General features: G+C 71.0%; 9 protein-coding genes. 3 read left to right on the top strand and 6 right to left on the bottom strand.

The annotated features are described in order from the left end of the window. Window positions 1-27: 27 nt before the first annotated feature. From ACFPIJ_RS52645 to ACFPIJ_RS52635, 3 genes are all read right to left on the bottom strand, one after another. A complete protein-coding gene (locus ACFPIJ_RS52645; RefSeq protein ID WP_380127079.1) occupies window positions 28-681 on the bottom strand; it encodes a class I SAM-dependent methyltransferase in 654 nt (217 codons plus the stop codon). A gap of 707 nt (window positions 682-1,388) precedes the next feature. Further along, window positions 1,389-1,985, bottom strand: coding sequence for a GNAT family N-acetyltransferase (locus ACFPIJ_RS52640; RefSeq protein ID WP_380127078.1), 597 nt, complete (start codon window positions 1,983-1,985; stop codon window positions 1,389-1,391). A 167-nt stretch (window positions 1,986-2,152) separates the two neighbouring features. Beyond that, window positions 2,153-3,877, bottom strand: a complete 1,725-nt coding sequence (locus ACFPIJ_RS52635; protein ID WP_380127077.1) for a family 43 glycosylhydrolase — start codon at window positions 3,875-3,877, stop codon at window positions 2,153-2,155. Window positions 3,878-4,039: 162 nt separating this feature from the next. On the opposite strand from ACFPIJ_RS52635, the gene ACFPIJ_RS52630 reads away from it, so the two are divergent. The 3 genes from ACFPIJ_RS52630 to ACFPIJ_RS52615 are packed head-to-tail and all read left to right on the top strand — an operon-like array spanning window position 4,040 to window position 6,056. Continuing rightward, window positions 4,040-4,390: an ArsR/SmtB family transcription factor gene (locus ACFPIJ_RS52630; protein WP_203846464.1), complete on the top strand. Its 351-nt coding sequence runs from the start codon at window positions 4,040-4,042 to the stop codon at window positions 4,388-4,390. Further along, the gene (locus ACFPIJ_RS64620; protein WP_460493162.1) at window positions 4,374-5,273 is read left to right on the top strand and encodes an SRPBCC domain-containing protein; all 900 of its coding nucleotides are present in this window, start codon (window positions 4,374-4,376) and stop codon (window positions 5,271-5,273) included. Before ACFPIJ_RS52630 ends, ACFPIJ_RS64620 begins: the two co-directional genes overlap by 17 nt. Before the next feature lie 30 nt (window positions 5,274-5,303). Next, a complete protein-coding gene (locus tag ACFPIJ_RS52615; protein WP_380127371.1) occupies window positions 5,304-6,056 on the top strand; it encodes a DUF4184 family protein in 753 nt (250 codons plus the stop codon). Between the two features lie 180 nt (window positions 6,057-6,236). Here the strand turns inward: ACFPIJ_RS52615 and treZ are convergent, their stop codons facing one another. From treZ to glgX, 3 genes are read right to left on the bottom strand one after another with little or no spacing between them, the layout of a single operon-like run. After that, a complete protein-coding gene (treZ, locus tag ACFPIJ_RS52610) occupies window positions 6,237-7,940 on the bottom strand; it encodes a malto-oligosyltrehalose trehalohydrolase (protein WP_380127076.1) in 1,704 nt (567 codons plus the stop codon). A gap of 3 nt (window positions 7,941-7,943) precedes the next feature. Further along, complete coding sequence (treY, locus tag ACFPIJ_RS52605; protein WP_380127075.1) at window positions 7,944-10,181, bottom strand: malto-oligosyltrehalose synthase; 2,238 nt, start codon at window positions 10,179-10,181, stop codon at window positions 7,944-7,946. Window positions 10,182-10,186: 5 nt separating this feature from the next. Further along, window positions 10,187-12,292 carry a glycogen debranching protein GlgX gene (gene glgX / locus ACFPIJ_RS52600; protein ID WP_380127074.1) on the bottom strand — a complete coding sequence of 702 codons (2,106 nt, stop codon included), beginning with the start codon at window positions 12,290-12,292 and terminating at the stop codon, window positions 10,187-10,189. Window positions 12,293-12,384 lie beyond the last annotated feature (92 nt).

Raw genomic sequence — 12,384 nt, 5'->3', positions numbered from 1 at the left:
GCGACTCCGGGTCGCCCGCCGCCGGCCTCAGATGGTGAACGTCAGCAGCCAGTAGTATTCGAGTTCGACGATGTCCGGGTCGCTGCCGTGGCCGCGGGTGGCCTCGCGGAGCTGGGTCGCGGTGGGGAAGTTCTTCAGGATCTCGGTGGCGGTGCCATCGGGAAGCTGCCGGCGCTGGAACGTGTTGCCGGCCTCATCGGTGCGGGTGACCGGTTGGCTGCTGCCTTCGACGTACCGGTTGTCGACGATCACCACCGTGGACCCCGGCCGGAGCCGTGCGCACACGCCGCTCAGGAACCGATCGGTGTCGCTGCGGCGCAGATGCGACCACCAGAACCCGGCGAACGCGGCCGTGAAATCCCCGGCGACCCGGTCGAGGGCGAACGCGTCGGCCCGCCCGAAGCGGACGTTGGCCTTGGGATACTCGCGGGCGGCGGCGATGGCCAGCGGGGCAGGGTTGTAGTCGGTAGCGACGACGGTGTTCGCGGTCGCCGAGACGAACTGCGTCCAGTATCCGGTGCCGGCGGCGATCTCCAGCACGTCGCGGCCGGCCAGGGCGGCGGGAATCAGGTGTTGCAGGGTGCGGATGTCGGCCTGCCGTTCCGGTCTGGCGTACACCGCGTCGTAGTGCGGTGCGCGGCGCTCGTAGTAGTCCGCCATTTCCACGTCGACGTCGGTCACGGTCAATCATCCTGCCCGGGTTGCCCAGCGCCCGCAGACCTGACCGGCCGTCGGGTGTTGCCCGCGCATTCCGGCCTGTGGGAAACCGTGACTCCGTGGGAGCCACTTTTAACCAGGTACGCAAGATCGCTGCTACGGCCCGGTTTGGTGATCGATGGAGTTCGTTCTTTCCCCGGGCAGCGGTGCCGGCCGCACCGAACGCGCTCGACGGACCTGGATCATGTGAGGTCGGAGGCCGGCGAGCAGCACCGCAACGACGACACGGACCGGGACCGCGCCAGCCGTCCCGGATGGCCTGCCAGGGCCGTGCGAAGCCATCGAGCCCCGAGGACCGACACCCGGATCCACTCCACGCGGATGGACCCTCACCAGCAACCGGGCGCTGCCGCAGGCTCTTGGGGGACAACCACCACCAAGGCGCCGCCGCTGGGGATGATCCTGCAACCGTGATCGAAGTCGCGGCCCAGTCGGGGTCATGCAAACACACCGGCGGCCGCGACCGCGCCCGGCCCGGACCATCGCGCTCAGCCTGGTCCGTCGCGTCCTTGCCCTGCCCTGCGCGTCGTGCTCAGCCCGGCCCGTCGCGTCCTTGCCCTGCGCGTGGTGCTCAGCCCTGCGCGTGGTGCTCAGCCCTGCGCGTGGTGCTCAGCCCTGCGCGTGGTGCTCAGCCCGGCCCGTGGTGCTCAGCGCTGCCCTGCCCGTGATGCTCAGCCGATCGGTGTGAACGGGCGTTTGCACCGGCGCTGGGCTGTCGGGTCGAGCCGGCGCCACAGGACCGCTGCGATCTTCCGGCCGTCGGGCAGGGTGTGTGCCACGGTGCCGTCGACCGGCAGGAACCCGGACGAGGTCAGCCAGCGGCGGCTCGCCTCGTTGTCGGGCTCGCACTTCGCCCGCAGCTCGACGATGCCGAAGTGCTGATGGGCGAACGCGCAGACCAGCTCGAGGGTCTCCCGGCCGAACCCGAGCCGGCGGAACGTCGGATGGACCAGGCCGCCGACCTCCATGAACCCGTCGTTGCCGCGGCCGAACCCGATGCTCGCGACGACGCCGCCGGTCAGCGGGTCGCGGGCGACGAACTCGGCGCCCTCGTCGGCGATGACCATCGGGTCGGTGTTGTCGCGTTCGACGACCGGGCCGGCGGGTCCCCAGCCGAGCCGGAAGCTGGCCTCGGCGTCGGTGAGTTGGGCCCAGACGTCGATCAGTTCCTGCCGCCGGGGAACACTCAGCTCCAGCCGCGCGGAACTCGCGGCGTGGAACCCGCCGAAGCCGCACCTGAGCGCGGGCGCCGCTGCCTTGCCGAACATCTCCGAAACGCTACCCGACCGGCGCCGGTCCGCGGCTGCCACACTTCGGCTGAGCCCGGACCAGCGTCGGCCTTCCGTCTCACCCGACCGTACCCCAACCCACCTAATCCCCCGAGCGTCCCATCACCCACCGTAACGCCCATCGGCGTGGTGGCGAAACACGCGGGTCAGGTCAGGCGGAACACCTGGGCGGTGGAGCCGTTGCAGTCCCAGATCTGCAGTCGGGTGCCGTTGGTGACGGCGCCGTTGGGGGAGTCGAGGCAGCGGCCGGAGGCGGGGTTGCGCAGGGAGCCGTTGGTCTGGGGTACCCATTGTTGCGCGCCGCCGCCGTTGCAGTCCCACAGCTGCACCAGGGCGCCGTTGACCACCGACCCGCCGGTGACGTCCAGGCAGCGGCCCAAGGTGCGCAGGGTCCCGCCGGACGGGGTCCAGTGCTGGTCGGCGGCGGAAGCCAGGCAGTCCCACAACTGGACCGCAGCTCCATTGACCCCGACGTCGTCGCCGGAGACGTCGACGCACTTGCCGCCGGGGCCGGTGATCGTGCCGGTGGTCAGGCGGAACACCTGGGCGGCGGAGCCGTTGCAGTCCCAGATGCGCAGCCGGGTGCCGTTGGTGACGGCGCCGTTGGGGGAGTCGAGGCAGCGGCCGGACGCCGGGTTGCGCAGGGAGCCGTTGGTCTGGGGTACCCATTGTTGCGCGCCGCCGCCGTTGCAGTCCCACAGCTGCACCAGGGCGCCGTTGACCACCGACCCGCCGGTGACGTCCAGGCAGCGGCCCAAGGTGCGCAGGGTCCCGCCGGTCGAGGTCCAGTGCTGGTCGGCGGCGGAAGCCAGGCAGTCCCACAACTGGACCGCAGCACCGTTGACCCCGGAGTCGTCGCCGTTGACGTCGACGCATTTGCCACCGGGGCCGGTGAGGAGGCCGCCGGCGGCGGGGGCGGGGCGGGCCTCGACGCCGGCGGAGGTCATCGTGACGCGCTGGATGGAGCCGTCGGCGTTGAAGTACATGCGGTCCAGCGCGGTGTACCGGGTGCTGTAGTTCGCGTTCTGGTACCGGTGATAAACCAGGTACCAGTCGTCGGTGCCCGGGTACTGCAGCAGGCCGTTGTGGCCGGGGCCGTTGTAGGCGCCGGCCGCGGACAGGATCTGGCCGCCGTAGGTCCACGGGCCGAGAGGGCCCGGGCCGGTGGAGTACTGCACGTTGTAGGTGTTGTTGGCGTAGGAGCCGTTGGAGTACTGCAGGTAGTAGCGGCCGGCCCGTTTGAACACGAACGGCGCCTCGGTGAAGTTCTGCGGGCGCTGGACGGTGACCGCCCCGTTGACGGAGATCATGTCGGCGTTGAGGCGGAAGATGCCCATGGTGCCGCCGCCGGCTGAGCCGCCGAAGTACAGGTACGCCTGGCCGTCGTCGTCGACGAAGACCATCGGGTCGATCGCCTCGATGCCGTTGTAGAGCTTGCCCTGCACCAGCGGGGTGCCCTTGTCGCGGCAGGGGCCGACGGGGGAGTCGCACACGGAGACCGACACCGACGTGGCGATCGCCGTGTAGAAGTAGTACTTCCCGTTGCGGTACACCATGTCCGGCGCCCAGGTGCGGGTGTCGGTGGAGGCCCAGGTGACGGTGGCGCGGTCCAGCACGACGCCGGCGTCGACCCAGTTGGTGAGATCGGTGGAGCGCCACGCGTGGAAGTACCGGCCCGGCGCGTCGGTCGAGCCGCCGCTGGCGGTCGTGTACACGTAGTAGGCGCCGTTGAACAGTTCGATCGACGGGTCCGGGTGGTCCCCCGGCAGGATCGGATTCCCTGACGTGGCGGCCAGCGCAGTCGGCGCGGGCGTAAAGCACGCAAGAGCCGAGACGAGCAAAGCCACCAGCAGGGCGAGGACACGTTTCATGGCAACACTCCTGACGCGACACATGGCGGTGTGTCGATGCCCGATTATGCGCACACGCGACGGCTTGTGAAAGATCCTGTTGGAAAATGTTCTGCTTGACGAGGGCGTACACCGGGCGGTTAAATAACCGAGAGGTTAGATAACCAAGTGGTGAGGTAACTGATGGTCACGGATCAGCTCAGCATCACCTTCGCGGCGCTCGCGGACCCGACGCGGCGGGCGATCCTCGCCCGGCTCACGCGCGGCGAGGCGACCGTGAAGGAGCTGTCCGCACCGTTCGCCATGAGTGGCCCGGCGATCTCCAAGCACCTGCGGGTGCTGGAGCACGCCGGCCTGATCAGCCGCGGCCGCGAGGCGCAGTGGCGCCCGTGCCGGCTGGAGGCCGAACCGATGCGCGAGGTGACGGAGTTCGCCGAGGAATACCGGCGGTTCTGGGACGAGAACTACGCACGACTCGACAGCTATCTCAAGACCCTGCAACAGAAGGACGGCACCGATGACGACGACCAATGACCGGCCCGGCGTGACCACGTTCGAGCTGCCCAGCGACACCGACATCCAGATCCGGCGCACGGTCGCCGCGCCGCGCAGCCTGGTCTTCGACTGCTACACCAAGCCCGAGCACCTGCCCAACTGGATGGCCGGCCCGCCCGGGTGGAGCATGCAGGTCTGCGAGATCGACCTGCGGCCCGGCGGCGCGTTCCGCTACGTGCTGCGCGGCGAGGGCGCCGCCGAGCTGATCCTCAGCGGCACGTTCCAGGAGGTCGAGCGCCCGCTGCGGGTCGTCAGCACCGAGTCGTGGGGCCCGGACTGGCCGCAGACCCTCAACACGCTGACGTTCACCGCCATGGGCAGCACCACCATGATCACCACCCTGGTCCGGTACCCGTCGAAAGAGGCGCGCGACGCGGCCCTGCAGTCCGGGATGAAGGAGGGCATGGAGGCCGGCTTCACCAGCCTGGAGACCTACGTCCAGGGCGTCGACCTGCCGCCGGCCCCGGACATGCGCCTCGAGCTGGTCCCGGTCCCGGTGTCCGACGTCGACCGTGCCCTGGCGTTCTACGTCGACCTGCTGGGCTTCAACCTCGACCACGACGTGCAGCCACCCGGCACCGGCGCGCGGATCACGCAGCTCACCCCGCCCGGGTCGGCGTGCTCGATCCTGCTGTACAAGGACCTCCCGGGCCTCGACCTGCCCGTCGGCACGCTGCGCGGCCTGCACCTGGTCGTCACCGACATCCACAAGGCCCGCGAGGCCCTGCTCGCCCGTGGTGTCGAGGTCGGCGGCGTCGACGACCTGGGCGGCGTCTACTACGTCGCCTTCGCCGACCCCGACGGCAACACCTGGCTGCTGCAGGAGATGCCGCCCGGCGCCCGCCGCCCCGAGGGCTCCTGACGCACGGTGCCATAGGCTCGCCGGGTGCCGATGACCTTCCCGTCCCACGCCGCGGCCGTGCTGCCGTTCAAGTTCGCGCGGCGGCGCTGGTTCGACGGGGTGGCGCTGGTCATCGGCTCCGCGGCGCCGGACTTCCCCTACTCGATCGCGCCCTACGTGCAGTACAACGCGCACACCTGGCTGGGCCTGCTGGTCTTCTGCGTGCCGGTGACGGTGCTGCTGACCTGGCTGACCCGCCGCGCCGCACCGGCCGTCGTCGCGCACCTGCCGGCCTGGACCGGCGACTACGCGGCACTGCGGCAGCATCGTTTCCCGGTGTACGTCACGTGCCTGTCCGCCTGGATCGGGGCGTGGTCGCACCGCATGTGGGATCTCGTCAGCCACGCCGGCGTCCCGGCCCGCGGCACCCAGGACTGGACGTTCCTCAACGCCGAGGCGTTCGCCGGCCAGCCCTGGTGGCGGGTGCTGCACTACGGTTCCACGGTCGCCGGCGCGCTGCTGGTGCTGGCCGCCGCCCGGCACATGCACCGCACCCGCTGGCTGCTCACCGACGGTCCGGCGGTCCCCGGCCCGGCGAACCCCCGCCTGTTCTGGACGGTCGCGGCGGTCGTGTGGGTGCCGGGTGCGGCGGTGCAGCCGTTCCTTGCCTGGTTCACCGAACCCCAGGCGATCATCGTGCGCCTCCTGGAGGTCGGCTGCCTCGGCCTCCTCGCCGCGGCCGCGGCCGTCAGCGCCCGCGGTGCGCGTCGCTCTCGGCACGCCGACGAGCACTACAGTCGGTGACGCGCCAAGTCGTTGGTTTGGTAGCCAGGTGTAAGGTCGGATCAACCGGAACGCCGACGCCGAGTCGTGCTCTGATCAAGCGTGGAGCCTCGGACCGGCCCGCCTTGGACCGGCAATCACGAACGCCTCACGCGCGTCAGACCGACTGTTCACGTGCTGGCACCGGCCGGCTGGCGGTGGTCAGAGGATCGCCGCGGACTCCGCGGGCAGAGTCAGGGTGCCGGCCTGCAGCACGACGGTGTCGTCGGTGCTGAAGAGCAGGCAGTCCGCGGACAGCCGGACGGTGCGGGGATCGGCGGTCAGGTTCGCCACGACCACGTGCGGGCCGCGGCGGATCAGCAGCACCCCGTCGTCGTGGGTGACCTCGACCAGGTCCAGGCGCGGGTCGGACAGGGCCGGGTGGCGCTTGCGCAGGGCGATCAGCGACCGGTGCACCGCCAGCATCTCCGGATCCTGGCCGGACCAGTCGAGGTGGGAGCGTTCGAAGGTCGCCGGGTCCTGCGGGTCGGGGACGTCGCCCGGCGGCCAGCCGTGCTCGGCGAACTCGGCCCGCCGGCCCTCCCGCACGGCGGAACCCAGGTCGGCCTCAGGATGGCTGGTGAAGAACTGCCACGGGGTGCGGGCGCCGAACTCCTCGCCCATGAAGAGCATCGGCGTGAACGGGGACGTGAGCAGCAGCGTCGCGCCGACCTTGAGCAGGCCGGGCGACAGCGTCGCGGTCAGGCGGTCGCCGGTGGCGCGGTTGCCGATCTGGTCGTGGTTCTGCAGGCAGACCACGAACCGGTGGCCGGGGATGCGCCGGGTGTCGACCGGCCGGCCGTGCACGCGCTTGCGGAACGAGGACCAGATGCCGGCGTGGAAGAACGCCCGCGTCCACACGGTCGCGAAGCAGGCGGGCGAGCCGAAGTCGCCGTAGTACCCCTGCCGCTCGCCGGTGAGCAGGGCGTGCAGGGCGTGGTGGACGTCGTCGTCCCACTGGGCGTGCAGGCCGTAGCCGCCGGCCTCGCGGGCGGTGACGAGCTTGGCGTCGTTGAGGTCGGACTCGGCGATCAGCGACAGCGGCCGGCCGACCGCGGTGGACAGGGCGTCGACCTCGACGGCGAGCTCCTCCAGGAGGTGGGTGGCGCCGCGGTCGACGAGGGCGTGCACGGCGTCGAGGCGCAGGCCGTCGGCGTGGTAGTCGCGCAGCCACTGCAGGGCGCTGTCGATGATGAACGCGCGGACCTCACCGGAGTCGGCCTCGTCGAGGTTCAGTGAGCGGCCCCACGTGTTCGCGCCGGCGGACAGGTACGGACCGAACGACGGGGTGTACGCGCCCGACGGGCCGAAGTGGTTGTAGACCGCGTCGATGATGACGCCCAGGCCGGCACCGTGGGCGGCGTCGACGAACCGTTTCAGGCCGTCGGGGCCGCCGTAGGACTCCTGGACCGCGTGCCAGCCGACACCGTCGTAGCCCCAGTTCCACTCGCCGTTGAACGTGTTGACGGGCAGCAGCTCGACCAGGTCGACGCCGAGGTCGCGCAGGTAGGGCAGCTTGTCGATGGCGGCGTCGAACGTGCCCGCCGGGGTGAACGTGCCGACGTGCAGCTCGTAGATCACGCTGCCGGGCAGCTGCCGGCCCGTCCATTCCCGGTCGTTCCAGGTGTACCGGTCGTGCTCGTAGACCTGGCTCGGCCCGTGCACGCCGGCGGGTTGGCGGCGCGAGCGCGGGTCGGGCCGCACCGGGCCGTCGTCGAGGCTGAACCCGTAGTCGGTGCCGTGGCCGGCGTCCGGCAGGGTGAGCGTCCACCAGCCGCCGTCGCCGGCCGTCATCGGCAGCGTGGTGCCGCCGGTCGACAGCGCGGCGGTGCGGGCCGACGGGGCCCAGACGCGGAACTCGTGCACGGGCTACTCCCTCACCAAGAGCGCGACGGGATATGTCGAGAGGATGTCGCCGATCCGGGTGGAGCCGATGCGGCGGCCGGTCAGGACGTCGGTCCAGGCGCCGCCGGGCAGCTTGAGGTCCTCGCCGTCCCAGCCGCCGGCGGCGGCGAGGCGCAGCGGCAGCCGGGTGGCGACGGTCAGGGCGCCGCCCCGGTCGAAGGCGACCACGTGGCCGCTGCTGTCCCCGGTGACGTCCACCGGGTGGTAGCGCTGGAACAGCTCCGGCCGGTCCCGCCGCAGCCGCAGCGCCCGGCTGGTGACGAGGAGCTTCGCCACCCCGGAGGAGTCGACGGGTGGCGGTGCCGCCGCCGAGTCCAACGCAAGCAGGAGGTCGCGGCGTTCGGCGAAGTCGACCGGGCGCCGGTTGTCGGGGTCGACGAGGGAGTCCTCCCACAGCTCGGTGCCCTGGTAGACGTCGGGGACGCCGGGCATGGTCAGCTGCACCAGCTTCTGGCCGAGGGCGTTGGACCAGCCGTGCGGCCGGATCAGGGTCACGACCGCCTCGACGTCGGCGCGCAGCTGCGGGTCGTCGTCGAGCAGCCGCACGGCGGCGGCGAACCGGGCCTCGAACGCCTCGTCGGGCGCGTCCCAGGAGGTGGAGCGGTTCGCCTCGCGGGCGGCCTTCGTCAGGTACGCCTGGAGCCGGTCGGCGCCGATCGGCCAGGCACCGACGACGGTCTGCCAGAACAGCGCCTCGAACGACGGGTCGGGGATGCCGGCACGGCCGAGCAGCGGCGCGAGCAGGTCGGGGACCCCCGGGACCGCCTCGGACAGCACGGCGAGGCGGGCCCGGACGTCCTCGCCGCGTTTCGTGTCGTGGGTCGACAGGGTCGTCATCCCGGCCGGCCAGTCCTCGAGGCGGCGGGCCGCGGCGGTGTGGAACTCCTCCGGCGGCACCCCGAACCGGGACGGGTCGCCGCCGACCTCGTTCAGGGCGATGAACCGGTTCCAGCGGTACATCGCGGTGTCCTCGACGCCCTTGGCCATGACGGCGCCGGTGAGCTGCTGGAACCGGGCGCACAGCTCGTCGGCCGGGTCGGTGAGCCGTGGTTGCAGGTCGTCGAGGGCGCCGGCGAGGTCGGGCCGGCGGCGTTTCGTCTCCGCGACGGCCGCGTCGAAGTCGGCCCGGCCGTACGGCAGGTAGGTGCGGTACACGTGGAAGTTCGCGGCGAGCTCGCCCAGAACGACAGCGGATCCCGGTGCGAGGGCGTCGAGGCGGCGCAGCTCGGCCGGGAACAGCCGCCGGGTCACGTCCAGCTTCTGCTCGTGCGCCTCCTCGGCCCAGTCCTGGCCGTCGACCGGGGGAGCGCCGTCGGGGTCGACGAACAGGCCGCAGACGTCGCCGAGGGCGTCGTAGCCGGTGGTGCCGTCGACCGGCCAGTGCGGCGGCAGCGGCTCGCCGCGTTCCAGGATCTTCTCCACCACCAGCCACGCGTCCGGGGCGCGTTCGCGCAGGGTGTGCAGGTAGCCGTCGGGGTCGCGCAGGCCGTCGGGGTGGTCGACCCGGATGCCGTCGACGTCACCGGCGGCCACCCAGCGCAGCACCTCGGCGTGGGTGGCGTCGAAGACCGCCGGGTCCTCCACCCGTACCCCCGCCAACTCGGTCACGGCGAAGAACCTGCGGTAGTTGAGCAGCTCGTTGCCGCGCCGCCAGTCCACGAGCCGGTAGTGCTGCCGGTCGTGGACGTCCTGCGGGCTGCCGCCGGTGGTGCCGGGCGCGATCGGGAAGCGGTGCTCGTAGTACCGCAGCTCACCGCCCTCGATCGACAGTTCGGCGAGGTCGGACGCCGCGCCGAGGACCGGCACGACGATCGGGCCGGCTGACCAGTCGATGTCGAACCAGTCCGCGAACGCCGAGGAACGGCCGTGGGTGAGGACGTCCCACCAGGCGGGGTTGGCGGCTGGCTGGAACAGGCCCATGTGGTTGGGCACGATGTCGACGATCAGGCCGAGCCTCTGCTGCCGCAGCGCGCCGGCCAGGCGCCGCAGCGCGTCCGGGCCGCCGAGCTGCGGGTTGACCGCGGTCGGGTCGACGACGTCGTAGCCGTGCGGTGAGCCGGGCGTCGCGGTGAGCAGCGGCGCCGAGTACAGGTGGCTGACCCCGAGGTCGTGCAGGTAGCCGGCGAGCCCGGCGGCGGCGTCGAGGTCGAAGTCGGGCCGGACCTGCACCCGGTAGGTGCCGGTCGGGAAGTTCGCGACCACGGCGGTCACACCGTCCGGTCGAGCACGACGAGGGACCGGTCCGGCACGACGAGGGTGCCGCCGGCCGTGTAGGACACCCCGCCGCGGGCCGAACCCGGCGCGGTCGCGATCACCAGCTCCCACTCCTTGCCGTAGTCCGGCTGCGGGATGACGAAGTCGACGGGCTCGTAGTGGGCGTTGAAGCACAGCAGGAACGAGTCGTCGACGTGCCGCTCGCCGTGCGAACCCCGCTCGGTGATCGACTCGCCGTTGACGAACAGCATGAGGGCCTTGCCGAACTGGTTGTCCCAGTCCTCCTCGGTCATCTGCCGGCCGTCGGTGGCGAACCACGCCACGTCCGGGATCGGCGTGCCCTCCTCCCGCGCCACGGGCCGGCCGGTGAAGAACCGCCGCCGCCGGAACACCCGGTGCCGTTCGCGGAACGCGGCCAGGCCGCGGGTGAACGCCAGGAGCTGTTCGTCGACGTTGTGCCAGTCGATCCAGCTGATCTCGTTGTCCTGGCAGTAGGCGTTGTTGTTGCCGCCCTGGGTGCGGCCCAGTTCGTCGCCGGCGCCGAGCATCGGCACCCCCTGGGACAGCATCAGCGTGGTGAGGAAGTTGCGTCGCTGCTTGGCCCGCAGCGCGTTGATCTCATGGTCGTCGGTGGGGCCTTCGACGCCGCAGTTCCAGGACCGGTTGTGGCTCTCCCCGTCGCGGTTGTCCTCGGTGTTGGCGGCGTTGTGCTTCTCGTTGTACGACACCAGGTCGTTGAGCGTGAACCCGTCGTGGCAGGTGACGAAGTTGATGCTGGCGAACGGGCGGCGGCCGTCGTCCTGGTACAGGTCCGCCGAGCCGCAGATCCGGCTGGCGAACTCGCTGAGCGTCGCGGGTTCGCCGCGCCAGAAGTCGCGGACGGTGTCGCGGAACTTGCCGTTCCACTCCGTCCACAGCGGCGGGAAGTTGCCGACCTGGTAGCCGCCGGGGCCGACGTCCCACGGCTCGGCGATCAGCTTCACCTGGTTGACGACCGGGTCCTGCTGCACGACCTCGAAGAACGTGGACAGCCGGTCGACCTCGTAGAACTCCCGCGCGAGGGTGGAGGCGAGGTCGAAGCGGAAGCCGTCGACGCGCATCTCCGTCACCCAGTACCGCAACGAGTCCATGATCAGTTGCAGGGTGTGCGGGTTGCGGACGTTGAGGCTGTTGCCGGTGCCCGTGTAGTCGGTGTAATACCGGTTGTCGTCGTCCTCGAGCTTGTAGTAGTGGCCGTTGTCCAGGCCCTTGAAGCCGAGCGTGGGGCCCAGGTGGTTGCCCTCGGCGGTGTGGTTGTAGACCACGTCGAGGATGACCTCGATGCCGGCCGCGTGCAGTGCTTTGACCATGCCGCGGAACTCCTGGACCTGCTGGCCGCGGTGCCGGCGGGCGTAGCCGTGATACGGGGCGAAGAAGCCGATCGTGTTGTAGCCCCAGTAGTTGGACAGGCCGAGCTCGACCAGGCGCTGGTCGTGCACGAAGTGGTGCACCGGCAGCAGTTCCAGGGCGGTGACGCCGAGCCGGCGCAGGTGCTCGATGATCGCCGGGTGGGCGATCCCGGCGTACGTGCCGCGCAGCTCCTCCGGCACCTCGGGGTGCCGCATCGTCAGGCCCTTCACGTGCGCCTCGTAGACCACGGTGTGGTGGTACGGCACCCGCGGCGCGGCGTCGTTGGCCCAGTCGAAGTACGGGTTGACCACGACCGCCTTCGGCATGAACGGCGCCGAGTCGGCGGTGGACATCTGCTCCGGGTCGTTGAAGTCGTAGCCGTAGACGGCCGGGTCCCAGGAGATGTCGCCGTCGATCGCCTTCGCGTACGGGTCCAGCAGCAGCTTGTGCGGGTTGCAGCGCAGCCCGCGGGCCGGGTCGTACTCGCCGTGCACCCGGAAGCCGTATCGCTGCCCCGGGTCGATGCCCGGCAGGTAGGCGTGCCACACGAACGCGTCGACCTCGACGAGCTTGATGCGCTCCTCGACGTCGTTGTCGTCGAACAGGCACAGTTCGACGCTGGAAGCCACCTCGGAGAAGATCGCGAAGTTCGTGCCCTGCCCGTCGTACGTAGCACCCAACGGGTACCGGTTGCCCGGCCAAACCTGCATCTCAGCTCCTGCTCTATCGGCCGGCACCGGTGTCTGACCGGGGCCGCGTTGCCACAGTGTTACGTGCGTCGAAAGTTCACGCGCGGGTACGC

This window comes from Dactylosporangium cerinum, assembly GCF_042653625.1.
Lineage (GTDB): Bacteria > Actinomycetota > Actinomycetes > Mycobacteriales > Micromonosporaceae > Dactylosporangium > Dactylosporangium cerinum.
This window is presented reverse-complemented; position numbering and strand designations above follow the sequence as displayed.

Bases quoted from the DNA above. Each gene is read 5' to 3' on its own strand.
- ACFPIJ_RS52640 (WP_380127078.1), bottom strand. From the start codon at position 1,985: ATGTTCGGCAAGGCAGCGGCGCCCGCGCTCAGGTGCGGCTTCGGCGGG.
- ACFPIJ_RS52635 (WP_380127077.1), bottom strand. From the start codon at position 3,877: ATGAAACGTGTCCTCGCCCTGCTGGTGGCTTTGCTCGTCTCGGCTCTT.
- ACFPIJ_RS52630 (WP_203846464.1), top strand. From the start codon at position 4,040: ATGGTCACGGATCAGCTCAGCATCACCTTCGCGGCGCTCGCGGACCCG.
- ACFPIJ_RS64620 (WP_460493162.1), top strand. From the start codon at position 4,374: ATGACGACGACCAATGACCGGCCCGGCGTGACCACGTTCGAGCTGCCC.
- ACFPIJ_RS52615 (WP_380127371.1), top strand. From the start codon at position 5,304: ATGACCTTCCCGTCCCACGCCGCGGCCGTGCTGCCGTTCAAGTTCGCG.
- glgX (WP_380127074.1), bottom strand. From the start codon at position 12,292: ATGCAGGTTTGGCCGGGCAACCGGTACCCGTTGGGTGCTACGTACGAC.